The 22,351-nt window shown below is 52.6% G+C and carries 23 protein-coding genes; 20 read left to right on the top strand and 3 right to left on the bottom strand.

Going from position 1 to position 22,351, the window contains the following annotated elements:
• Positions 1 to 166: 166 nt before the first annotated feature.
• From QWJ20_RS10325 to QWJ20_RS10315, 3 genes are all read left to right on the top strand, one after another.
• Entirely contained in the window at positions 167 to 1,636 is a 1,470-nt protein-coding gene (locus QWJ20_RS10325) for a PAS domain-containing sensor histidine kinase (protein ID WP_174868465.1), read from the top strand.
• 36 nt (positions 1,637 to 1,672) lie between these two features.
• On the top strand, positions 1,673 to 2,314 hold the full coding sequence (locus QWJ20_RS10320; RefSeq protein WP_014915549.1) for a response regulator transcription factor: 642 nt from the start codon (positions 1,673 to 1,675) through the stop codon (positions 2,312 to 2,314).
• A gap of 368 nt (positions 2,315 to 2,682) precedes the next feature.
• A complete protein-coding gene (locus QWJ20_RS10315) occupies positions 2,683 to 3,768 on the top strand; it encodes a sigma 54-interacting transcriptional regulator (protein ID WP_095994674.1) in 1,086 nt (361 codons plus the stop codon).
• Between the two features lie 98 nt (positions 3,769 to 3,866).
• Here the strand turns inward: QWJ20_RS10315 and QWJ20_RS10310 are convergent, their stop codons facing one another.
• The gene (locus tag QWJ20_RS10310) at positions 3,867 to 5,462 is read right to left on the bottom strand and encodes an EAL domain-containing protein (RefSeq protein WP_095994673.1); all 1,596 of its coding nucleotides are present in this window, start codon (positions 5,460 to 5,462) and stop codon (positions 3,867 to 3,869) included.
• Positions 5,463 to 5,808: 346 nt separating this feature from the next.
• Here QWJ20_RS10310 and QWJ20_RS10305 point away from each other — a divergent pair, with 346 nt between their 5' ends.
• The 17 genes from QWJ20_RS10305 to QWJ20_RS10225 all read left to right on the top strand — a co-directional run bounded on the left by QWJ20_RS10305 (position 5,809) and on the right by QWJ20_RS10225 (position 20,365).
• Positions 5,809 to 6,015 (top strand): Hrp pili protein HrpA, encoded by a 207-nt coding sequence (locus QWJ20_RS10305; RefSeq protein ID WP_009112561.1) that lies wholly within the window; start codon positions 5,809 to 5,811, stop codon positions 6,013 to 6,015.
• Positions 6,016 to 6,083: 68 nt separating this feature from the next.
• Positions 6,084 to 6,455, top strand: a complete 372-nt coding sequence (locus QWJ20_RS10300; protein WP_095994672.1) for an EscI/YscI/HrpB family type III secretion system inner rod protein — start codon at positions 6,084 to 6,086, stop codon at positions 6,453 to 6,455.
• A 6-nt stretch (positions 6,456 to 6,461) separates the two neighbouring features.
• Positions 6,462 to 7,229 (top strand): type III secretion system inner membrane ring lipoprotein SctJ, encoded by a 768-nt coding sequence (gene sctJ, locus QWJ20_RS10295; protein ID WP_433992481.1) that lies wholly within the window; start codon positions 6,462 to 6,464, stop codon positions 7,227 to 7,229.
• The gene (locus QWJ20_RS10290; protein WP_433992480.1) at positions 7,226 to 7,855 is read left to right on the top strand and encodes a type III secretion protein; all 630 of its coding nucleotides are present in this window, start codon (positions 7,226 to 7,228) and stop codon (positions 7,853 to 7,855) included. The genes sctJ and QWJ20_RS10290 overlap by 4 nt, the downstream gene beginning before the upstream one ends.
• A 37-nt stretch (positions 7,856 to 7,892) precedes the next feature.
• Positions 7,893 to 8,492: a type III secretion system stator protein SctL gene (gene sctL, locus QWJ20_RS10285; protein ID WP_433992479.1), complete on the top strand. Its 600-nt coding sequence runs from the start codon at positions 7,893 to 7,895 to the stop codon at positions 8,490 to 8,492.
• Positions 8,493 to 8,639: 147 nt separating this feature from the next.
• Positions 8,640 to 8,864, top strand: coding sequence for a type III secretion protein HrpF (locus tag QWJ20_RS10280; protein ID WP_433992478.1), 225 nt, complete (start codon positions 8,640 to 8,642; stop codon positions 8,862 to 8,864).
• The gene (locus QWJ20_RS10275) at positions 8,851 to 9,285 is read left to right on the top strand and encodes a type III secretion system chaperone (RefSeq protein ID WP_433992477.1); all 435 of its coding nucleotides are present in this window, start codon (positions 8,851 to 8,853) and stop codon (positions 9,283 to 9,285) included. The genes QWJ20_RS10280 and QWJ20_RS10275 overlap by 14 nt, the downstream gene beginning before the upstream one ends.
• A complete protein-coding gene (gene sctC / locus QWJ20_RS10270; RefSeq protein ID WP_433992476.1) occupies positions 9,278 to 11,347 on the top strand; it encodes a type III secretion system outer membrane ring subunit SctC in 2,070 nt (689 codons plus the stop codon). The genes QWJ20_RS10275 and sctC overlap by 8 nt, the downstream gene beginning before the upstream one ends.
• A 27-nt stretch (positions 11,348 to 11,374) precedes the next feature.
• Positions 11,375 to 11,566 (top strand): HrpT family type III secretion system protein, encoded by a 192-nt coding sequence (gene hrpT, locus QWJ20_RS10265; protein WP_095699584.1) that lies wholly within the window; start codon positions 11,375 to 11,377, stop codon positions 11,564 to 11,566.
• Entirely contained in the window at positions 11,559 to 11,906 is a 348-nt protein-coding gene (locus QWJ20_RS10260; RefSeq protein ID WP_433992475.1) for a type III secretion protein, read from the top strand. Before hrpT ends, QWJ20_RS10260 begins: the two co-directional genes overlap by 8 nt.
• 144 nt (positions 11,907 to 12,050) lie before the next feature.
• Positions 12,051 to 13,124, top strand: coding sequence for a type III secretion protein HrpN (locus tag QWJ20_RS10255; RefSeq protein ID WP_433992474.1), 1,074 nt, complete (start codon positions 12,051 to 12,053; stop codon positions 13,122 to 13,124).
• A 495-nt stretch (positions 13,125 to 13,619) separates the two neighbouring features.
• Positions 13,620 to 15,587, top strand: coding sequence for a type VI secretion system tip protein TssI/VgrG (gene tssI / locus QWJ20_RS10250; protein ID WP_433992473.1), 1,968 nt, complete (start codon positions 13,620 to 13,622; stop codon positions 15,585 to 15,587).
• On the top strand, positions 15,580 to 16,392 hold the full coding sequence (locus QWJ20_RS10245) for a DUF4123 domain-containing protein (protein ID WP_095994663.1): 813 nt from the start codon (positions 15,580 to 15,582) through the stop codon (positions 16,390 to 16,392). The genes tssI and QWJ20_RS10245 overlap by 8 nt, the downstream gene beginning before the upstream one ends.
• A gap of 9 nt (positions 16,393 to 16,401) precedes the next feature.
• Positions 16,402 to 18,006 carry a hypothetical protein gene (locus QWJ20_RS10240; RefSeq protein ID WP_433992472.1) on the top strand — a complete coding sequence of 535 codons (1,605 nt, stop codon included), beginning with the start codon at positions 16,402 to 16,404 and terminating at the stop codon, positions 18,004 to 18,006.
• The gene (locus QWJ20_RS10235) at positions 17,957 to 18,895 is read left to right on the top strand and encodes an IdsF (protein WP_433992471.1); all 939 of its coding nucleotides are present in this window, start codon (positions 17,957 to 17,959) and stop codon (positions 18,893 to 18,895) included. Before QWJ20_RS10240 ends, QWJ20_RS10235 begins: the two co-directional genes overlap by 50 nt.
• Positions 18,896 to 19,110: 215 nt before the next feature.
• The gene (locus QWJ20_RS10230; RefSeq protein ID WP_433992470.1) at positions 19,111 to 20,037 is read left to right on the top strand and encodes an IdsF; all 927 of its coding nucleotides are present in this window, start codon (positions 19,111 to 19,113) and stop codon (positions 20,035 to 20,037) included.
• A 61-nt stretch (positions 20,038 to 20,098) separates the two neighbouring features.
• On the top strand, positions 20,099 to 20,365 hold the full coding sequence (locus QWJ20_RS10225) for a type VI secretion system PAAR protein (RefSeq protein ID WP_095699578.1): 267 nt from the start codon (positions 20,099 to 20,101) through the stop codon (positions 20,363 to 20,365).
• A gap of 102 nt (positions 20,366 to 20,467) precedes the next feature.
• Here QWJ20_RS10225 and QWJ20_RS10220 read toward each other — a convergent pair whose 3' ends face one another.
• Together QWJ20_RS10220 and QWJ20_RS10215 are read right to left on the bottom strand one after the other, a co-directional pair.
• Complete coding sequence (locus tag QWJ20_RS10220; RefSeq protein ID WP_095699577.1) at positions 20,468 to 20,791, bottom strand: DNA-binding protein; 324 nt, start codon at positions 20,789 to 20,791, stop codon at positions 20,468 to 20,470.
• A gap of 1 nt (position 20,792) precedes the next feature.
• Complete coding sequence (locus tag QWJ20_RS10215) at positions 20,793 to 22,265, bottom strand: pectate lyase (RefSeq protein ID WP_433992469.1); 1,473 nt, start codon at positions 22,263 to 22,265, stop codon at positions 20,793 to 20,795.
• Positions 22,266 to 22,351: the final 86 nt, after the last annotated feature.

Raw genomic sequence — 22,351 nt, 5'->3', positions numbered from 1 at the left:
ACTATGGCGGTTGCCGTTCAGTTCGTGGTCGCACGCCGTGATATCAGGTCGCATTGATGCCGTTGCAGGGTTCCCTGTCCATCTTCTGGAATGTTGAGACGCCGTATTGCGCTACCTGCACGGCGGGTGGCTGCACAACAGTCTTAATTCAAATAAGGAGATGGCAATGATGTTCACCCAACCTTTTCGTTCCGATGAGAAAACCAAAGCCCCCGAGCTTGAACTGGTGGATTTTGCATTTGGCCGCATCAAGGATGCGATTTATATCGTCAACGAAGATCAGCGTTTTTGTTACGTCAATGAAGCCGCCAGCCAGACGCTGGGCTACAGCATTACGGAATTCATGCATTTGAGCGTTGCCGATATCGATCCCGATTGGGTCGCTGAGCATAGCTCGCCCGACTGGTTTCATGAATACGCATTGGGCGTCGGCACCACGTTTGAAACCAAGCACCTCACCCGCACTGGCATGACTATTCCGGTCGAGGTCAATCTCACGCATTTCCAACACAGAGGACGTAGCTACAACATGTGTGTAGTCAGAGATATCAGGGAACGTAAACATATCGAGCAGTTGGCTTACGCGCGAGAGCAGGAATTTCGCGCGCTGGTGGAGAACACGCCGGATTTGATTATCCGCTTTGATGCCAACCTGAACTGCCTGTACGCCAACCCCGCCAGTCTGAAACATCTGGATTTCACCGTAGAGCAACTTCAGGGCCGTATGATTACGGAACTGATGCCCGGCGTGGGCTGTGCGATCCGCATAGAACAGCTGGTGCGGCTGGTTGTCGATACCCGCAGCAGTGCGGAAGGTGAAGTCATGGAAGAGCTGGGGAGAGGTGAGCAGCGTCATCATCATATTCACCATATTCGCTGTGTGCCTGAGTTCGATCAGCACGGCGCGCTGGTGTCCATTCTGACCGTCGGACGGGACATTACGGCGATTCGCTATGCAGAGAAGAAATTGGCCGATTCGCACATGCAACTGCGTTTATTGGCGCGTCAGCGTGAGATTTCACGCGAAGAAGAGCGTAAGCATATCGCTCAGGAAATTCACGATGAGCTGGGGCAACACCTGACCACGATCCGCATGAGTCTGTCGCTCATGCGCATGTGTTTTGCCAAGGAAAACCCAGACATGCAGACGCATTTGCAAAAGCTGATGCAACTGACTGACCAAACGATCCAGGTGGTGCGTAACGTTTCGACCCGGCTCAGGCCGAATGTACTGAATATGGGGCTGACGCCCGCGCTGGAATGGCTGTGCGACGAATTTAACCGGCACTACAGCGCAACCTGTCTGCTGCGAACGTCGGGAGAACCGCTGGTGCTCAATGACGAGAGCACCACGGCGGCCTTCCGCGTCGTGCAGGAATCGTTGACTAACGTGGCGCGCTACGCCGCCGCCACGCAGGTAATCATTACGCTGGATAACCAGCAGGACTGCGTGGTGCTGTGCACCAAGGACAACGGTAAAGGTTTTGATTCCCGCGCTAAAAATAAAAACGCTTTCGGACTCATGAGCATGAAAGAACGCGGACGGATGCTGGGAGGCGAAGTTGTTATAGACAGCGCGCCCGGCAAAGGCACGTTGGTGCAGCTAACGTTTCCTAAAAATGGCTATACCCGCTAACCGCGGGATAAGAATAACAAAAGGAAGAAATGAGCGATGGGCAAACCAATACGTTTAATGATCGCCGACGATCACGTCATCATGCGTGAAGGTCTCAAGCAGATCTTTGCGCTGGATGACTCGCTGAGCGTCGTCGCCGAAGCGGGAAATGGTGCACAGGTGCTGGCGCAACTGCGCAGCGTGACCCCCGACTTGCTGCTGCTGGATATGTCGATGCCGGGCATCAGCGGTGAAGCGCTGATTTCGCGCGTGGTAGCGCAATATCCGCGTCTGCCGATTCTGGTGCTCAGCATGTACAGCGAAGCGCAAATTGCGCAGCATGCGCTGAAGAGTGGCGCCAGAGGTTACATCACCAAAGATAAAGATCCGGAAGCGCTGCTGTCGGCGATCCGACGCGTGGCGCAGGGTGCTCGCTATATCGACCATACGATTGCCGAGCAGCTGGTGTTTTCCAATTATACGGAGGGTGACCGAGCCGCGCACGATGTGCTGACGGCCAGAGAGCACCAAATCATGATTATGTTTGCGCAGGGGATGGGTATCAACGCCATCGCCAATGAGCTGGCCATCAGCAACAAAACGGTCAGCACCCACAAAGCGCGCCTGATGGAGAAAATGCAGTTCAGCACCAATGTGGAAATTGTGAAGTATGTCGTGAGTAAGAAGCTCATTCCTTAGCGGTGGGAATGCGCTGTGCGAAAAATAACAGATAAAAGGGATTCAACAGTCGGTGAATCCCTTTTGCTGAAGCTTACATTTTCCTGACGGTATCTTTTCGTTTTCCTGCTAATTGTTCAGGAAAGTAACAGACTGTTTTTGCTTATGTTGGCCGTTTTTTGTAGGCATTTCCCTACAAATTCCTCTGGAATTCCTACCTGATGTTCAGCGATGCCTGATGGTTTCATTATTCAATGACGGTAATGCTTGTCATCGTTCCACCAGCGATGAATCGGTGTGCGTTATGCGGAGAAACGTCACAGATAGACGGTGGGGCACCACGTTATGGAAGGCAGTCAGTTAGCCCGCTTGGGCTTCAGGAGTAGTTAATGAATAATCATTACCGTCAGGATAGACAGCACGCTTCTTTATTAGAAAATTCGTTCTCAGAGCATTCGTCATTAGCGCCTTCATCATTAGAAAAGCCCGTATTAGAAAAAGCGCGATCATCAGCAGACTATTTCCCGCCATCGTCGGGACATTCCACACACACAGCCGATGATATTCATTCATCGCTCTCACCCATCATCAATGTTATTGCGCCTCTCAATGTCGACATCGTGCTGGAAGGTGAAACTGGTACGGGCAAAGACACGCTGGCGAACCGCATTCATCAACTTTCTCGATGCAGTGGTCCGCTGGTGGCGGTGAACTGCGCCGCCGTGCCGGAAAATCTGGCCGAAAGTGAGCTGTTTGGCGTGGTTTCCGGGGCTTATACCGGAGCTAATCGCTCCCGCGCCGGCTATCTGGAAAGTGCAGATAAGGGAATTCTGTTTCTGGATGAGATCGACAGTATGCCCATGACGCTACAAGCCAAGATGCTGCGCGTGCTGGAAAGTCGTGGCGTAAAGCGGCTGGGAAGCACCCAGTTCACGCCCGTGGATATGCGCGTGATTGTGGCGACGCAAACGCCGCTGCTGCAACTGGTGGAAAAAGGGCTGTTTCGGCGCGATCTCTATTTCCGTCTGGATACGGTAAAGATTCAACTGCCAACGTTGCGTTCCCGCAGCGATCTCATTCTGCCGCTGTTTCAGCGCTTTAGTCAGGAAGCCGCGGTACGCCTGAAAATGGCACTGCCACCAATGACGGCGGACATTGACGAACAGCTGCTGACCCACAGCTGGCCGGGCAATATCCGTGAACTGAAAGCGGCGGCGGATCGCTGGGCGCTGGGGCTGTCGCCTTTAGCCAAAATCCAGCCGCTGCTGCACCCGCGTCCTTTGCAGTTGAAAGATCGCTTAAAGCGGATTGAAAAATTTCTGATTCAGGATGCGCTGCGCCGCCACGACCACTGCATTGACGATGTTATTGTGGAGCTTGGGATCCCCAAGCGGACGCTTTATCACCGCCTGAAAGTGCTGAACGTGACGGCGCGAGAGATGTGCGCAGGGGGTGGGGAAGCCTGTCAGGCATGAGGGCAGATTATCCGCCGTTTACCGATCAGGGTACGGTAGCCAATGACGGCAGGCCGACTTTTGCCAGTCGGCCTGCTTTCAGGTTACACCGTTTCTATTTACATCGTTTCTGTCGGCATTTTTTCTATCGGCGGGCACGGATAGTGATGGATATCCGGTAGATCGTGCAATGCCACGGCCTTACTGAAATACCATCCTTGCATAATCGCCGACGGGCACTGTTGCAGGATGTAGGCGGCTTGCTCGCGTGTTTCCACCCCTTCGATGATCACCGGGACGTCGAGTTTTTTGATAAGAGTAAATAACAGATCGGCCATGGCGGCATTAACCGTGTCCGTGCCGATGGCGTCGACAAAAATCTTGTCGATCTTGATCATATCGAACGGTAAATGGCTCAGATAATCGAGGTTGGAATAGCCCGTGCCGAAATCATCAAGCGCGATCTTATAGCCTGAGCGCCGTAGCGCCTCAAGGCCATCAGCCAGCGTCTTGTGGGACGTACTCGACCGCTCGGTGAGTTCCAACATGACGCGGGTTTTATCGATCGCCAATTCATCACACATTTGCTGTAGGAAGTGATGATAATCCGGCGAAATAATGTCGGAGACGGACAGATTAATACTCAGAAGGAAGGGCGTGTCCTGCGTGAGGTACGGCTGCATGTCACGCAGCGCCTGACGCGTAATGATGCGGGTTAGCTCATCTGAGTAGCCCATTTTTTCAGCCGCGCTGATGAAAAACTCTGGCGAAACGTTGTCGCCACGCTCGTTTTTCCAACGCGCCAGCGCCTCTACACCAATAATGGTGCGCTGCGGCAGGCTAATCAGCGGCTGGTAATGTACCTGAAACCGCTGGTGTTTGATCGCGCGTTTTAGCTGTGAGGGTAAAGTATGGTGCCGATCGTCATAGAGCTGGTAGGACAGGGCAAAACTGCTCCCGAGGAGCGCCCCAACAAAAAATAGCGCAGCGATGATATACCACGGGCGATACAGGATGCCGGCAGAATCCAACTGAGCCAGCACGCAGACATTCAGGGTAGCTGCACAGAAAAACGTCTGGCGTTTTCCCATGGTCAGCCACCCGTTACTCTCATGCCGAGTCTCTTTGAACATTGAGAGGTCGATGTTGCCAAAGGTCTGATAGATATGCCCTAGGTTACGCGTGAGCAGCATCGCGCTGTATTCGGCGGGTGGTTGAGTGAAATGACGAAATGCGGCGGCTGCGGTGACAGTGACGACACCGTTGAGGCTCGCCATATCTGCGGTAATACGCGGATCCACCACATCTTTCATCGCGGTCCACAGCTGCACGCCCTCATCGGTCGTCAGGTTCGGCGGCAGCAGATAAATCGGTGGGTTGAGGATGCCCCAGCCCGCGGAACAGATGAGATAGTTGTTCTTGATTCGCCCAATATCACGTAGATAGACGGAGTAAAAGGAGAGCAGGCGTAATTCTTTCAGATCGGCGCTGGAGCAAGGCGTGTTATTTAGCGTCAGCACGCGGTCAATGGTTTCCCGGCTTTCACGGGCGACGGCGGTGCCTTGTTCGAGCACATCCTGGCTATAGTGCTGTAGTTGCGCTTGTTCCAGCCTGGCTAAAATTCCCTGACCAATTAATAGCGCCAGCAATGCGCTGGCAAATGAAATCAAAATAAGTCTGAACCACAATCCGGTATTGGTAGTTAAGGTGAGCATAGCGACCATTTGGCAGCGTGACGGGAATAGTACGGCATGGGTTCAAATATCGCATCCTTGCCAGTTGCACAGCATAAAAACGTTCCTGCAAATCAGAAACAACGTACGGCCTTTCGGTAAGGTAATAACGTTTTCTATTATTCTAAAAGAAAATCTATGATGCCTAACGGTCGGAAACACAGAGAAAACTAGGCTAGTTCTTCCCCTCACATCGTTATTGTCGAAAGAATTTCCTTTCCGTTGGAACTCACTGACCCGCTCTCCCACTTAATGAATGAACAAGATGACTGTATGTACAGCATGACAGTTCACTACCGTAAAAATTCATCATATTTGGAGATATATCATGGCTTTAGGACTTTCTCAGGTTGCATCTCAGGCGGCTTCTCAGACTCTGGATACCGCGATGGCCGGTTCTCTGACTCGTGCTGCGGGCGCTCAGGCACAGAAAATTGCGCTGGATACGGAAAACTCCATTCTGGATGGTCAGATGGATTCCGCGTCCAAATCACTGAACTCCGGGCAGAAAGCGGCGAAAGCCATCCAGTTCTGATCGTGATGCAACGAGCCGGAGCCTTGCTCCGGCTTTATTTTTATCCCGTCCGCGATGGAATCCACACCATGAAAATCAACCACGCTACTACGCTGCCCCAGCCGGGGGATGCTCCGCTGGCGGACAACGGCACGTCTTTTTCCTCTTCTGCCACGAATCAGGATGTGTCTTGGTTTAGCGCAGCGCTGTCGTCGGCACCGATGACGGCAGAAAGTGGCAACAGTCAGTGGCTGGGCGCGCTGGCGGAAAAATCTCAGGGACTGAACGGCGTTTTTAAATCCGCCGAACGCGATGTGAGCCAGTCGATGCGCTCCAATAATCCAAAAGATGTGCTGGATGCGACCCGAACGCTGTCGTCGTTCTATCTGGAAAGTCTGCTGAGCGCCAAACTGGTGGCGAAAAGTGTACAAAGTCTGGAAAAACTCACCAACTTACAGTAGCGGCCTATGAAAATCGATAAGCGAGTGTTTCTTCTGCTGATCGGGCTATTGATCGGCTGCGGCGAGCCGATTGAGCTGAATCGCGGGCTGTCGGAGAACGATGCCAACGAAGCGATTTCGATGCTCGGCCGCTATCAGATCGGCGCGGAGAAACGGGTGGACAAAACCGGCGTCACGCTGGTGATCGATGCAAAAAACATGGAACGTGCCGTCAATATTCTGAATGCGGCGGGTTTACCGAAGCAATCGCGTACCAATCTGGGCGAAGTCTTTCAGAAAAGTGGCGTGATCTCGACGCCGCTGGAGGAGCGCGCCCGCTATATCTATGCCTTATCGCAGGAAGTGGAGGCAACGTTGGCGCAGATCGACGGCGTGCTGGTGGCGCGGGTGCATGTGGTGCTGCCCGAGCGTATTGCCCCCGGCGAGCCGGTTCAACCCGCTTCGGCGGCGGTGTTTATCAAATATCGTGCTGAGCTGGAGCCCGATGGGATGGAACAGCGCATCCGTCGTATGGTCGCCAGCAGCATTCCCGGCCTGTCTGGCAAGGATGATAAGGAACTGGCGATTGTCTTTGTTCCGGCGGAACCGTATCAGGACACGATCCCCGTAGTTACGCTGGGGCCGTTCACGCTCACGCCGGATGAGATGCGACGCTGGCAGTGGAGTGCGGGGCTGTTCGGTCTGCTACTGGCTGGGCTATTAGGCTGGCGCGTTGGCATGCCTTACCTGCGACAGTGGCAGCAGAAAAAAGCGGGGGCGTCGTCGTCACCATGACCACACAAGCGCAAAGCCAGCGGCATGAGTCGGGCGATCTCACCCTGCTTGCCTGGCTGATCTGGTGGGCAGAGGACTGCCTGTTACAAGCCGATCCCAGTTGGTGGAACGGGAAGGTGACATTACCCGATTCGCCGCTGCGTCGCGATTGGCTGCATGTGAACGCTGTGCAGCTTCATCGCCATTTTTCTCTGCCGCCGGGGTTGCCGCCGGATCCGCTTGCCTCACTGATGCAAATGGGAGCGCTGGATACGGCGCAGCGCGAAACGGTATTGCTCCTGATGGCGCGGGTGTGTCAACCCGTTCGTAATCCAGATCGTTCGGACGCGGAGGGCATATGGTGCGAGCGGCTGGCAAAGGCGCTGCGGCCGGGCTTATGGCTACCGTCAGCGGTCACCTTTTCTGCTTTATCGTCGACGTCACCCGCCGCGAGACATCAGGATGCGCTGACGCTGCTGCGCATTCGCTACGGTGAAACGTGCTGGCCGCGTCTGCGGCTGCTTTTTCCTCGCGATGGGTCCTGTGACGGCGATAACCCTTGCCATGCCCCGATGATGTCATTGCCCGCCGCCCGGTTGAATGCGCTGTGCGATGCCCTGATTTGGAAAGCATCGACCCCCACATAACCTTCCTCATTTCTATTCATTTTGCTAAGGACGAAGCATGCTGACGACGAAGACGTTTGTGACATTACCCGGCGGCAGTCGGGATGAAGCGGTGATTATTCCGGCGGAGCGCGTCGCGGCGCACCGTCGTAGTCGGACACTCTGGGAAGAGGCCAATGCGCAGGCCGATACGATTGTGGCACAGGCACACGAACGTGCCCGAACGCTCGGTGAGCAGGCGGTCGAACAGGCAGAAGCGGAATTCTGGCAGCAGGCAAACGCGCTATTGCAGGGCGTTCGACAAGACCGAATGGATCTGGAAAAGATCATGATTACGCAAGCCGGACAGCTGCTGCGCGATGCGCTGGCGCATTTGCTGGATAAAACGCCGGCACCGTCGCGCCATCACGCTTTACTGCGACAGTTGCTGAAGCAACAGCAGGGAGAAAGTCGGGGAACGCTGTACTGCCATCCCGTCCAGCTTGCCGATGTACAGCACTGGCTGGATGCACATACACATCTTGAGTGGCGTCTCGCCAGCGATGACGCGCTGGATAGCGATGCCATGAAGCTGATTACCGCGCATGGCGTGATGTCGCTGAGCTGGCGGCAGGCGACGGCGCAACTGCTTCCTCCTGAGTATCCCGCCGCAATATAAAATCATCGCCTGCCACTGGGAACTGCACGCCGGGGTTAACCACTCACTATTGAGTCAATGACGAGAACGTTTAGGTTTACGACCAAATGTTCTTGTCAACGACCCAAACCGTGTTGTGAGGAAAATACCCTATGAGGAGAGCGTGCTATGTCCCTTAATCCCATTCAGCGTCGCCTTGACGCGCATCTGGTCGATTCGCAGCAACAGCTGGATGATATTGCGCTGAACGTTACCGAAGGCGGGGCCAGTCAGGCCGACAGTTATGCCTTTTTTGAAGCCAGCATGGACTATTCCAATGCCAGTTGGGCGGTCGGGCAGTTGCTGAGCGTGAAACACGGCTTGGCAAAGGCCATCATCAATGACTTCAACTGAGTTGGCCGCGATGCTGGAGCGTTGGCTAAACGGCGGGACGCCGACGCTGAAGTTGGACATTGACAGTGGGGCGGTGGCGCTTGTGCGGCAGTCGTCGGGCGTGGCGTGCAGCGCGGCCATTCCGCTGCGTGTGTTGCCTGATGAGCCGATGCTGGCGCGCGCATTACAGCTGGCCGATGCCGCCCACGCCCAGTTTCAGGATGATACCGCCATCCTGTCGCTCTCTCCGCAGGATGAACAGCTCTGGCTATGGATGCGGCCCGATGCCGATGACGTCATGCAGCTGTGTCGCAGCCTGGAAACCTTACTTAACCAACGGGACGTCTGGCTGAGCCTGCTCATGCCACGGGCGAAAACACCCGTTTCCGCTCCACTGAATCTAAACACGCTGGCTTTTTTGCAAGGAGAACGACATGCGTAAGGGATTGATACGTCATCGATCGTATAGCACGTTGCTGGCGATCTATCGCTGGTTTTGCTGGGCAGTGGTGCTGATGGGGATTATCCCGGTGAATGGGGTGATTTCGCTGGCGCACGCCGCCACGCCAGCCGACTGGAATAAGGGTGCGTATGCCTATTCTGCCGAGCAAACGCCGCTGTCCGCGATTCTGACGGATTTTTCCAACAGCCACGGCGTGGATTTGGTGCTGGGCAATATTGCGGACAATGAGGTTACGGCGAAAATTCGGGCGGATAACCCCACGCTCTTCCTCGATAGGCTGGCGCTGGAGCATCGCTTTCAGTGGTTCGTGTATAACAATGCGCTGTATGTCAGCCCGCAGGACGAACAGGCGTCGGTGCGTCTGGAAATCTCCCCGGATGCCGCCCCCGACATTAAACAGGCACTCAGCGGTATCGGACTGCTCGATGCGCGCTTCGGCTGGGGGGAATTGCCGGAAGAGGGCGTGGTGCTGGTCACTGGCCCGCAGGCGTATATCGATCTGATTCGTAATTTCAGTCAGCAGCGGGAAAAGCAGGACGAACGGCGCAAGGTGATGATTTTTCCGTTGCGCTATGCCTCGGTATCCGACCGGACGCTGCAATATCGCGATCAAAAAGTCACGATTCCCGGCGTCGCAACCATTCTCAATGAGTTGATGGATGGTCAGCGTGCGGCACCGGCGGGCGCATCCGGCCCGATGCCCGTGCAGCCGGATAACGGCATGGAAGCGATGCGGGACAGCACGCGCTCGCTGATGACCCGGCTGGCAACCCGTAATAACCCAGGCCGCAACGGTGAGGGAGCAGGCCGTGTGACGCTAAGCGGCAAAATTTCCGCCGATGTGCGTAATAACGCGCTGCTGATTCGTGATGATGAAAAACGTCGCGCGGAGTATCAGCAGCTCGTTGACCATATCGATGTACCGCAAAATCTGGTCAATATTGATGCCATTATTCTGGATGTGGACCGAACTGCCATGTCGCGGCTGGAGGCGAACTGGCAGGCACAGCTTGGCAATGTGAGCGCGGGCAGCACCATGATGATGGGGCGGAGCACCCTGTTTGTCAGCGATTTCAAACGCTTCTTCGCCGATATTCAGGCGCTGGAGGGGGAAGGAACGGCCTCCATTGTCGCCAATCCTTCCGTACTGACGCTGGAAAATCAGCCTGCGATTGTTGATTTCAGCCGGACGGCGTTCATCACGGCGACGGGCGAACGCGTCGCGGACATTCAACCCGTAACGGCGGGCACCAGCCTGCAGGTGACGCCGCGCGTGATCGGCGAAGGGGCGCAGCGCAGCATTCAACTGGTTATCGATATCGAAGACGGGCAGGTGGAGACGGGGCGCGAAGGTGAGGCCTCCGGCGTGAAACGCGGCACCGTTAGCACGCAGGCGCTGATTGGTGAGAATCGTGCGCTGGTGCTGGGCGGCTTTCACGTTGAAGAAAGCGGTGACCGCGATCGCCGCATTCCGATCCTCGGGGATATCCCGCTGCTGGGGCAGCTGTTCACCTCGACGCGCCATGAAGTCTCGCGCCGTGAGCGCCTGTTTATCCTGACACCGCATCTGGTCGGCGATCAAACCGATCCCACGCGCTATGTTTCCTCCGCCAATCGTCAGCAGTTGAACGGTGCCATGAACCGCGTTTCACAACGCAACGGTAAAACGGATCTCTACAGCCTGATTGAAGGTGCATTTCGCGATCTCGCCAGCCGTCAGCTTCCCGCCGGATTCCAAACCGATAGCAAAGGTACGCGATTGGGAGAGGTGTGCCGCTCGCAGTCGGGCCTGATCTACGACAGTTCGCGTTATCAGTGGTACGGCAACGGTCAGGTGCGCCTGAGCGTCGGCGTCGTGCGTAACGGCGGCACACAGCCGCAGCGTTTTGATGAAGCCGCCTGTGCCAGTAGCCGCACGTTAGCGGTGGCGGTGTGGCCGAAAACGACGCTGGCACCGGGGGAATCCAGCGAGGTGTTCCTTGCGTTGCAGCCCGCGCTAACGTCCCAGCCCGCCCGACGTAACCTGCTGACATCTCAGTAGCGATTTCAATGAAAACAGGAAATGGTCATGAATCATAAAGCACTGTCCGTCGCGCTGATCGCACTCCTGCTGAGCGCCTGCACTTCCCCGCGGCAGGTCGCCAACTGCGCCTCGGTGACCTGTCGTCCGCAGCCGGAAACGCGGCAGCTCATCATCTGGTGGCAGCCCGATTTGCGCAGCAGCCCGGCGGATTACAGCAGGGTCAGCGTGGATGAGTGAACCTGCGGCAGTATTCGATAATCAGCATGACTTTCTCACGGCGCTGGAGACCGCGACGACGGCCTGTTGGTCGGTACAACCGGGCGTCACGCTGTGGTTTACGGCGGTGTCGGCGCAGAAGGCCATGCTGACCTTAACGCTGGTGCCTGCCCGACATTACCCCGGTATGCTGCGGCAAATTTTACAATGCCGCTTTCTTGAGGCGGATGCGCTGTTTGCCTGCGACCTGAGCCTGGATGAACAGCAACATCTGCGGCTACGCCGCGCGTTATCCACATTGACTGACTCGGTTGCGGCAATCGACGAACTGTGGCGTTTGGCCGGTCTGCCGCCGCGCTGAACCGTGAAAAAGTCATGCGTTTTCGTGCATAAGACGGGAACTGAGTAAGCAAGGAAATCACTTAATGGGGGAGTGTCACAATCACGCGGGCTGACCGCACATCATTGGCGCTTTCATAACCCATTTACTCATTGAGGAAACATTATGCTTAATTCTCTTGGTGGCGGAGCCTCTCTGCAAATCACGATCAAAGCGGGCGGTAACGGCGGTTTATTTCAATCTCAGTCTTCACAGAATGGTGGATCGCCATCGCAGTCAGCGTTTGGTGGCCAGCGTAGCAACATCGCAGAACAGCTGTCCGATATCATGACGACCATGATGTTCATGGGCAGCATGATGGGCGGCGGCATGAGCGGTGGACTTGGTGGTTTGGGTAGCAGCCTGGGCGGACTCGGCGGTGGTTTACTGGGCGCTGGCCTGGGTGGCGGTCTCGGCAGTAGCCTTGGCAGCGGACTGGGCAGTGCGCTCGGTGGTGGATTAGGCGGGGCGTTGGGTGCAGGCATGAATGCCATGAATCCATCGGCCATGATGGGTAGCCTGCTGTTTAGCGCATTAGAAGATCTGCTCGGTGGCGGCATGTCGCAACAGCAACAGGGTGGACTTTTCGGCAACAAACAGCCGTCGTCGCCAGAAATTTCTGCTTATACCCAAGGTGTTAACGATGCGCTGTCCGCCATTCTGGGCAACGGCTTGAGCCAGACGAAAGGGCAAACCTCACCGCTGCAGCTGGGCAATAACGGTCTGCAAGGCTTGAGTGGTGCGGGCGTGTTCAACCAACTGGGTAGCACGCTGGGGATGAGCGTTGGGCAAAAAGCGGGCTTGCAGGAACTGAATAATATCAGCACGCACAATGACAGCCCAACGCGTTACTTCGTCGATAAAGAAGACCGTAAGATGGCGAAAGAGATTGGTCAGTTTATGGATCAATATCCTGAAGTCTTCGGCAAACCGGAATACCAGAAAGACAACTGGCAGACGGCGAAGCAGGATGATAAATCCTGGGCGAAAGCGCTGAGCAAGCCGGATGACGACGGCATGACCAAAGACAGCATGGATAAATTCATGAAGGCGGTCGGCATGATTAAGAGCGCGGTAGCGGGTGACACCGGCAATACCAACCTGCACGCTCGCGGCAACGGCGGCGCATCTCTGGGCATTGATGCAGCGATGATCGGCGACCGTATCGTCAATATGGGGTTGAAGAAGCTCGCTGATTAAACGAAAAACCATCGGGAGCAGGGCGGAAGCACTGCTCCTTGTTATTTGTTTTAATGTGATTATTTCAATTCAAATCAATTGGGTTACTCGGTTTTAGTCCTTTTTTTGCGCGATTAGCGCTATGAACATCTTGTTATCCTTTACGCGTACTTTCTTAAAAGGAATAGCGTCAAGGATGCCACATGGAACGTTTTCATCACTCTTCACTCCACCGCTTCAATCCTCCGACCTTCTTGTTTCCCACGACGTAAACACACCGAATCTCTGCTCGACTTAAATGTTTTGCGCTTTTCACCCACGTAGCGTTTTTAGCCAATAGGGCATCTTTATAACGTCTTGTTTTATCAATGTGATGCTCTATCAACATGAACTGTGGTGTGAGCCGACTCAGACCACAGTTTAAGCATTTTGCTTTTCATCAGGGGAGCGGCGGAACGCATCGGCGCATGCGGTAGCCGTGGCAGCAAAGCAAGAATAAAAATAAGGAGAAAGCAGGTGGCAAACAGTACAGGATTACAGTTCACCATAAAGGTCGGTGCCCTGGAAGCAGGCACTTTCGCGGTGGTGGATTTCAGGCTGGATGAATGGCTGAATCGGCCTTTTAGCCTGTCGCTGAGTCTGGCGAGCACGCTGCCGGATGTCGATTTCGGCGCGGTGCTGGACCAGCCGTGCGAGCTGATGATTTGGTATGAAGGCGAACTGAAACGTCGGGTCAGCGGGATTGTCAGTGGCTTCACGCAGGGCGACACCGGATTCCGCCGCACGCGCTATCAGGTGGAAGTCCGTCCGGCCTTGTGGCGACTGGGGCTACGTACCAACGCCCGTATCTTTCAGGCGCAGAAGCCGGAAGCGATTATCGGTGCGCTGCTGGAAGAGGCGGGCATCACCGACTACGCCTTTGCGTTGCGTAACGAGCACGCGGTGCGCGAATACTGCGTGCAGTATCGGGAAAGCGATTTAGCCTTTATCACCCGGCTGGCCGCTGAGGAGGGAATGTATTTCTTCCACGAATACGAAGAGGGTAAACACCGGGTGGTGTTTGCCGACGATGCGGGTGCACTGACCAAAGGCCCCGAGCTGTTTTTCAATCTGGCGACCCAAGGGCTGAGTGAGGGCGAATATGTCCGGCGCTTCCACTACGCGGAGCGAGTGAGTACGGCCGAAGTCGAGTTGAAGGACTATAGCTTCAAGACGCCGGCTTACGGGCTGTCGCACAAGAAAATGAGCGGCGAGCTGGAGCACCAGCGCGAAAGCTACCAGCATTACGACTATCCGGGGCGCTATAAACAAGACCCGAGCGGCAAGGCGTTCAGCGGCTATCGACTGGATGCACTACGCTCAGGGGCGGTGACGAGCGATGGGGAATCCAACTGCGCGGGGCTGATGCCGGGCAATACCTTCACGCTGACGGAGCACCCGAATGCGACGCTGAATGCGGTGTGGCAGACGGTGAGCGTGACGCACGTCGGGCAACAGCCACAGGCGTTGGAAGAGGAAAGCGGCGGCGAACCGACGACCATGAGCAACAGCTTTGCCGTGGTGAAAGGCACGACGACATGGCGTGCTGCCATGCCATACAAACCGATGGTGGATGGCCCGCAAATCGCTACCGTCGTCGGCCCGACGGGGGAAGAAATCTACTGCGACCCGTACGGTCGGGTAAAACTGCAATTCCCGTGGGATCGTTACGGTGCGAGCAATGACCAGAGTTCCTGCTGGGTGCGCGTCAGTCAGGGCTGGGCGGGCGGCCAGTACGGCATGATTGCCATCCCGCGTATCGGCCATGAAGTGATCGTCAGTTTCCTCGAAGGCGATCCAGATCAGCCGATTATCACCGGGCGAACCTTCCACGTCACTAATCCATCGCCCTACCCGCTGCCCGCTAACAAAACGCGTACCACGCTTCGTTCCAAAACCCATAAAGGCAAAGGATTTAACGAACTCAGTTTTGAGGATGCGACCGACAACGAAGAGATCTTCCTTCACGCCCAGAAAAATATGGCAGTGCGGGTGCTTAATTCCAAAGATGAGCGCGTGGACTATAACCGCACAACAAGCATCGGACATGATGAAGAACTGGTGGTCGCCAACGATCGTAAAGTCACGGTGGAAGGCAATCAGGATCACAAAACCACAGGCAACCATTTATCGCTGACCGAAGGCGATCGGGGCACACAGGTTAAGGGCGATCTGACGCAGAAAATTAGCGGCGTATTCAGCGTGGACAGCAACGGCGATCTGACATTGCAAAGCGGCAGCAAATTAACACTCAGGGTCGGAAGCAGCTTTGTCGTTATCCACGCTGGCGGGGTGGACATCAAAGGACCGGCGATTAACTTGAACTCAGGCGGCAGCCCGGGTGATGTGGCACTCCCCGCCGATCCGGCGATATTGAAAGCGGCCGCCGCCGCAGGGACGATGTTTGTGGCGCACTGTCCGGCAAAGGAGAAAAAAGGTGAGTGAGATAACACACTGGGCAATAGTGGATGCAGCGGCAGAGCCCGAATTATTTTCGATGTTGGAACAATTAGACCCACCCCATGCCAGTTTATACGCGGAGCCAGTACCGGAAGATATTGGGCGATTGGCTCCGCACTTAGTGCGAGTTGACGACGCCATTATTCAGTGGCTTGAACAAAGAAAAACGCCTTGGGGAATACGGCTTGAAAGCCGAGCTGATATGAAAACTCTGCGTCAGCACTTACGTAAATACCTGCATGTACAAATCCCCAATGAAGAAAAACCTGTATTTTTCCGTTTTTATGACCCGCGCAATATCTGGCCATTGCTGTCCGTACTTTCTGACTGGGAAAAGCATACTTTTCTCGGCCCTATTGAGGCGATAAAGACAAACTGGCAGGGAACATCGCAGTATGAAAGCTTTGTGGCCCTACGAGCAACGTTTCAGGCAGGATGTACTTCCCGGCGAAAAATAATGCGATTCTCTCCAGAACAGATGGGTGAGTTAACGCTGATTTTTGAGCAGCGCTATCTCGAAAACCTGGTCAGTAAAATTGAAAGCAGTGACGGAGAAAATAGACCAATCGATTTACAAAAAATTGGCGAGATATTTCGTTGGTTGAAACAACAGGGAATCACTGATGACAGGAGCATTCGTGGGTTGTTCTCTTTATTTCATGAACGGGGATGTCTGATACTGGAGGATATTCCTGCTGACTTTAAGAATGTCCTCTGTACAGAAGGTAAAAAAGGTGTATTTAAAGCAGAAACACTTTTACTCAGGGAATTGGGCTCTGTGCCCCTATAAGGAAAATATATGGTAAGTTTAACGGCGGGATCGCCATCATGTAATTGTGAAAATCCAGATACCTGCATACATGCGTTTTCACTGAAAGTGAAATACTGGACATTTGATTACAGTCAGGATGATTTTGTCACAACGGTAGAAACCATTGATAAAACAGGAGAAGGTGTTCCCGTTTCGCTCGGCCTGACAGGAAAAGGCTGTGTTTCACATAATCCATTATGTCCTCATGGAATCATTTATGATTCCGAGCGACGTCGTGCTCCCAAGACGTTTAGTAGCGGTCTGACAAATTATGTGTGTGATTATGGAGAAAAAGCAGATATTTTTTCAACACACGATGCCATCGATTTCTTGAGAGAGTATGTGTTTGCAAAAGGTATCAAAGCATTGTTGCCTAAGGAGATATATACCCTACGTGTTGGGCAGTGTAACGATGAACCTTTTATCAGTGAATCGCTGGTCTTTCTTAATGGGATATCACAGATATTTAGCTTGCCTTCCAGAGATGCGCTTCGCACAAAAATTATAATCTATCCGGCATTCAGCTGGGATGTCAGTGTCGCTATTGGCACTGCTCAAAAGGTTGAGGAATTCAATAAACGTCAACGAAAAGAAAAACGAAGAGAGGAAAATGCTGCTAATGGGAAACCACAGCACGGTTCCCGTGGATGGCGAAGGATCCCTAAGTATGAAATAAGCAATGCTCTTGAGATGGGCGGGGATTTTACATATACATTAGGAAACAATCCTGAACATAATTACTCTGTTTCAATGGAAAAAGATTTTAAGCGAAAAGCCAAAACCCTGACCTGGCTGAATAAATCAGTTAAAGCAATTGATTTTATCAGTAATTCTCTCTCTACGGCCAAAGGTGAGAATGACAAAATAACGCTGCTGGAAACGGAAATTATCTACCCAACATTAGAGATTAATGCCAAGGGAGAATTAAAAGAAGATAGTGTTTCTGGTGATATTTATATGGAACGGGAACTCTCACTGGGGTTAGCGCCGTTGATAGGGATAAAAATGACGCTGGATCTGCTTCAGGCATTTGCTGCCTGGTATCGCGCAGATGTCCTTCTGGCGGCAATCCGTGAAGGGTTGATGTCTCAGGAGCAGGCTTATCAGGAGGGCCGTAATGCGGCGTTTTTCGGGATGAAATTTTGGTTGGTGGCAGAGGGAGATCTCAACTTCACGCTGGCATTCAAATCAGACGCAAAAAATGAGTGGGAATGGCAAAAAGACGAATCAGCAGAAGCCACGCTCACACTGACTACGGAAGCGAATGTCCGAGCGGGCGTCCGCTTCTATATCGCAGAGGGAGCACTGGAGATTGGTGGAAAGGCGGTGGCAAAAGGATGTTTGGGGCTACATGCGCCTACAAAAGATAAGCTGGATTTGGTATTTTACCATGAAGGAATAACGGCGAAGATTTATGTGAATTATACGGTGGGGATGTCTTCGGATTCGGAAAGAACTAATGGAGGTACTGAAGAACCTGGAGAAAGATCTAAGAAAAAGGATATTAAAAAATCTAATAATGCTGAAAAGGAGTGGGTAATTCATGAAAAATTGGAAAAGAGTGATTCAGAATATCGATTTAATCTTATTTAAGATTATTTTTTTCTTTTTCCTATTAGGGATACATTCAGTTAGGGCTGACGAAATGAGTAGTGAAAAATACCTGTTTTCTTTTAAAACTTATAAAAGCACTTGTCTTCTTCGAGTAAATGACCTTCCTGCGATTGATAATACAACTAATGATTCTGGAACGATGTCGGCGGGATTTAATCTGACAGCATTTTTAGAAAACGGAAAGAACGATATCGAACTGCTGATGGCTCCTCAGTATCATAAAGACCCCAATACTCTGTATCCTGATTCCTCATGTGAGGTGATTGTCACTAAGGATACCGAAACAGCCAGTACAGAAATTGCCAGATTTAAATTAAGCGTAAATGAAAAAGGCGAGATTACGGCGAGTGAATCAGTCAATACGGCCAATAGCTCAACTGTATTTGAAGGCTACACTCAGAATGAACAAGATTACGGTTTTTATAAAGTCAGGGGTAACTTAAAAATCGATAGCCTGCCACGCTGGGCGTGGGTGAATGCAACTCCAGTTACGGAAAACGATCTACCAAAAATCAAGCTGGCCTATACAGATATCTGGATGATGATAAAGGACCGTGATATTGAAGGATTGAAAAAAATCTCACAAATATCGAATCAAGAAATGGCTTTTGCAGAAGGGGCTACAACGGGGATGATGTTTATTTCAACCGATTTCCCTCAGCATGTGATTGATAAAAATCTTACTCCTGCCCCCATTGAATGGGGTAAGTTCAGGATTATCAAGTATAGGAATGGGCGCCTTTTTCGTCTTGCGTTTGGATTCTTCCAGAATTCGCCACTGAAGTTTCAGAATTCTAATGGTGAAGGTGTATTTACCTATAATCCTTATTTTTCAATAATAGATGGTAAGGTGACGCTGGTAAGGTAATATCAGTGAGTGGGAGCGGAGTAAGCAATTGGCTTACTCCAATATATTAAAGGAATGCCTAAAAATAGCTATGTTGTTAGATTGATAGATAACAAAATCAGTAGTCCATAACGGAATGGATTTAATTGATTCAATATTGACTTTCCCACTACAGTGATGTAACAAATAGCAATTGATTGTTGTGAGGAATTGCTTAACTAACAAGAAGGTTTGCAGTGAATTTGACTGAGGAAAAAAGTAGATTATTTTCGTTTAATGTGGACACTCTTCCGTTGTTGCTGCTGTCTTTTTCTGCTCAGGCAGAAGAAATAAAAGAAAAATATCTGATTTCTTTTAACACTTACAAAAGTACCTGTCTTTTACGAGTGAACGATCTGCCAGCGGCTGATAATACAAAGATCGATTCTGGAACAATGTCAGCGGGATTTAACTTGACGGCATTTTTAGAAACTGGGAAAAATGATATCGAACTATTAATGGGGCCGCAGAATCATAAAGATCCCAAGACTCTGTATCCTGATTCCTCCTGTCATGTGATAGTCACTAAGGATACCGAAACAAGCAGTACAGAAATCGCCAATTTTAAATTAAGTGTGAATGAAAAAGGCGAGATTACGGCGAGTGAATCAGTCAATACGGCCAATAGCTCCACCATTTTTGAAGGTTATACAAAGAATGAGAAAGACTATGGTTTCTATAAGGTTAGAGGGAGTTTAAAAATCGATAGCCTGCCACGCTGGGCGTGGGTGAATGCGACTCCAGTTACGGAAAACGATCTACCTAAAATCAGGATGGCCTATGCAGACATCTGGACAATGATGAAGGATCGCGATATTGAGGGTTTGAAAAAAATCACACAGACCTCAAACGAAGAGATGGCTTTTGCAGAAGGTGCCACAACAGGAATGATGTTTATTTCAACCGATTTTCCACAGCATGTAGTTGATAAACAGCTTACTCCTCTCCCAATTGAATGGAATAAATATAAAATCATAAAATATCGTGATGGACGTTTATTTCGTTTAGGTGTTGGTTTTTTCCAAAACTCACCACTAAGGTTTATAAATAGTGAAGGTAAAATAGTTTTTGCTTACAGGCCTTATTTCTCAATAATAGATGGTAAGGTAACGCTGGTAAGGTAATTTAGGGTAATAATTCTGTAATAAAGAATCGTTTATTTATTTTCAACGGACGAATTAAAAAATGGGTAACGCAGTTAAATTAGGCGATAGCGATACTGGGCACGGTAGTCATCCGCCGACGCCCGTTGCAGCGGGTTCATCGACGGTTAAGGTGGATGGCATGCCGTTGGCTCGACAAGGCGATCCGCTGGCTCCTCATGGTCATGCTCGGAATATTAGCGGTGGCTCATCCAGTGTATTTATTGATGGTAAACCCGCGGCGAGAACGGGGGATGGTGTGAGTTGTGGTGGCGTGGTGATTGGTGGGGGAACGGTCACCATTGGGTAATGGCTTATTCACGTTCACGCCTGACGTCTATCGAGCTGAGCTAAAAAAGCCAGCACAGGTTTCCCTGGCTGGCTTTTCCCTGATGCGGTAATGGCGCACGTATTACATTTGACGCACCGCAATAAAACGATCGGCGATTAGGCGGGCGATCCAGAACGAGGTCTGCGCCACGTCGCTATGTAGCCCGTTCTTCGTGTGGATGTCGGCCTGATGCAGAAAATCCTGCTCCAGCGAATCCACAAACGCATCGAACTCGAACTCACCCCGTCGCAGCGATCCTGACTGGCTGAGTACCGTATTCAACTGTGTTCTCACCAGATGGATAGCCTGCGTGAACGATTCGCGTTGCGCCGGCGTAATGTATCCGCCTTGTCTGGCGATATCCGCCCAACGTGTCGGTGCGGGAGATGTCATTGTGTTTGGCATCTTACTTCACCTGTAAGTTGGCGGAATCCGGCACTTTGTAGTGATTATTGACGTTCGTCAGGTTGATGTTACTGCCTTTGACGTTCAACCCTTCACTGTCGCTTTTCACGAACGAGAACTTGCCGTTTTCTGCGTCAATGTTGCTCAGGTTCAAGTTCCAGTTACCTTGTTGCCCACCGTTGGTGCGGACAAACGTACCGAAATCTTTCGCTTTGAAATTATCGATGGTCAAGTTGGCATCCGCGTTCAACTGGAAAATCTTATCGGAAGCGCCCTGAGCGCTACTGTTGGTGATTTCAACGTTGGCTGGCTTACCGTTATTTGATTTCACCGTCAGCGCATCTTCACCCACGTTGGTCCAGTGTACGTTATCAATTTTGGCATCGCCGCGAACGTGTACGCCATCCGCCGCATTATCACCAAACACCACGTTTTTCAGCGTTGCGCCTTGAGCCAGCTCAAATACTGGCTTCTGGCCTTCAGCCTGACCACCGTCGCCTAATTTGCTACCGGCAGTGAAGGTTTTTCCGCCGCCGTCAAAGACTTCGCCAGGACCGACTTTGATGGTGTCATTTACCACGGTGGCATCACCGCTGGCTTTAGGGAATGCCACTGGGCCAGCACCGGCTGTTGAAGTTGTCGGCGATGCTGCCGAACCACCACCAACGCCGGTTGGGGCGGCCGTTAGTGGGGCAGACGCACCGCCGCCGTTACCGCCAACGGGTGAAGACGGGGCTGATGGTGCCGCAGGGGATCCACCACCGCCAGCAGAGGGTGCAGACGGCGCGGCAGGGGATCCACCGCCACCGCCGGATGAGGCCTGCGGTGCGCCCACAGACGGCGATCCGCCACCTTGTGGCTGTCCTTTTTCTTGCGGCTGACCGAATTCACCTTTCTGTGAATCCATCAGATTGCCGATCAATTCCAGCAGCGCTTTTAACAGATCGTTGCCGCTCAGTTGACCACCGCCGTCTGCGGTTGGGCTGATGGCGTTATCTAATGCGCTGCCAGCCGACTCTTGCAGTAGAGAACGGCTCAGATCTTCTGGATTTTGCGCACCGCCTGCGCCGGATGAATCCGCCAGCGGTGACGCACCGCCGTTGCCGCCTGCCGCGCCCGATGAACCGGAAGAGAGTGGATTCCCCGCTTCCTGACCATTTTTGCCCTGAATCAGCGTTTCCAGCAGTTTCATCAGCATATCGGCAGGGCTGCCGTTTTGCCCTAACGCCGAGTTGCCACCGTTGCCCGCACCGCCCTGACCCTGCGGGCCGCCATCGGTTGATGACGGCGTATTGCCCTGCGCATTAGGCAAAAGTGCGCTAAGCAATGTGCCCAGCGCCTCCATGAGCTGGCTATCCTGCTGTGCAGAGCGTGGCGAAGCCCCGCCGTTGCTGCCTGAAAGTGGGGAATTCAGACCTGTTGATGACAGGCCTGCGCCGGGTTGTATGCTGAGCGTGATCGTCATATCAGCCATAACATCTCCTTGAAAGTGAATAATGTGGATCATTAACAGGCTTACGTCTGTTGCGTATTAAGTGAGGGAAGGTGTGATGTGGTTCC

The sequence above is a fragment of the Pectobacterium sp. S5 genome (assembly GCF_051707265.1).
Taxonomy (GTDB): Bacteria; Pseudomonadota; Gammaproteobacteria; order Enterobacterales; family Enterobacteriaceae; genus Pectobacterium; species Pectobacterium polare.
This window is presented reverse-complemented; position numbering and strand designations above follow the sequence as displayed.

What these genes read in the sequence shown, in the direction of transcription:
- QWJ20_RS10275 (WP_433992477.1), top strand. Translation starts at nt 8,851, where the DNA reads ATGACTTCAACTGAGTTGGCCGCGATGCTGGAGCGTTGGCTAAACGGC.
- QWJ20_RS10215 (WP_433992469.1), bottom strand. Translation starts at nt 22,265, where the DNA reads ATGGCTGATATGACGATCACGCTCAGCATACAACCCGGCGCAGGCCTG.
- QWJ20_RS10310 (WP_095994673.1), bottom strand. Translation starts at nt 5,462, where the DNA reads ATGCTCACCTTAACTACCAATACCGGATTGTGGTTCAGACTTATTTTG.
- QWJ20_RS10220 (WP_095699577.1), bottom strand. Translation starts at nt 20,791, where the DNA reads ATGCCAAACACAATGACATCTCCCGCACCGACACGTTGGGCGGATATC.
- QWJ20_RS10320 (WP_014915549.1), top strand. Translation starts at nt 1,673, where the DNA reads ATGGGCAAACCAATACGTTTAATGATCGCCGACGATCACGTCATCATG.
- QWJ20_RS10235 (WP_433992471.1), top strand. Translation starts at nt 17,957, where the DNA reads ATGAAAAATTGGAAAAGAGTGATTCAGAATATCGATTTAATCTTATTT.
- sctL (WP_433992479.1), top strand. Translation starts at nt 7,893, where the DNA reads ATGCTGACGACGAAGACGTTTGTGACATTACCCGGCGGCAGTCGGGAT.
- QWJ20_RS10280 (WP_433992478.1), top strand. Translation starts at nt 8,640, where the DNA reads ATGTCCCTTAATCCCATTCAGCGTCGCCTTGACGCGCATCTGGTCGAT.
- QWJ20_RS10260 (WP_433992475.1), top strand. Translation starts at nt 11,559, where the DNA reads ATGAGTGAACCTGCGGCAGTATTCGATAATCAGCATGACTTTCTCACG.
- sctC (WP_433992476.1), top strand. Translation starts at nt 9,278, where the DNA reads ATGCGTAAGGGATTGATACGTCATCGATCGTATAGCACGTTGCTGGCG.
- QWJ20_RS10255 (WP_433992474.1), top strand. Translation starts at nt 12,051, where the DNA reads ATGCTTAATTCTCTTGGTGGCGGAGCCTCTCTGCAAATCACGATCAAA.
- sctJ (WP_433992481.1), top strand. Translation starts at nt 6,462, where the DNA reads ATGAAAATCGATAAGCGAGTGTTTCTTCTGCTGATCGGGCTATTGATC.
- hrpT (WP_095699584.1), top strand. Translation starts at nt 11,375, where the DNA reads ATGAATCATAAAGCACTGTCCGTCGCGCTGATCGCACTCCTGCTGAGC.
- QWJ20_RS10325 (WP_174868465.1), top strand. Translation starts at nt 167, where the DNA reads ATGATGTTCACCCAACCTTTTCGTTCCGATGAGAAAACCAAAGCCCCC.
- QWJ20_RS10305 (WP_009112561.1), top strand. Translation starts at nt 5,809, where the DNA reads ATGGCTTTAGGACTTTCTCAGGTTGCATCTCAGGCGGCTTCTCAGACT.
- QWJ20_RS10315 (WP_095994674.1), top strand. Translation starts at nt 2,683, where the DNA reads ATGAATAATCATTACCGTCAGGATAGACAGCACGCTTCTTTATTAGAA.
- QWJ20_RS10225 (WP_095699578.1), top strand. Translation starts at nt 20,099, where the DNA reads ATGGGTAACGCAGTTAAATTAGGCGATAGCGATACTGGGCACGGTAGT.
- QWJ20_RS10240 (WP_433992472.1), top strand. Translation starts at nt 16,402, where the DNA reads ATGGTAAGTTTAACGGCGGGATCGCCATCATGTAATTGTGAAAATCCA.
- QWJ20_RS10300 (WP_095994672.1), top strand. Translation starts at nt 6,084, where the DNA reads ATGAAAATCAACCACGCTACTACGCTGCCCCAGCCGGGGGATGCTCCG.
- QWJ20_RS10290 (WP_433992480.1), top strand. Translation starts at nt 7,226, where the DNA reads ATGACCACACAAGCGCAAAGCCAGCGGCATGAGTCGGGCGATCTCACC.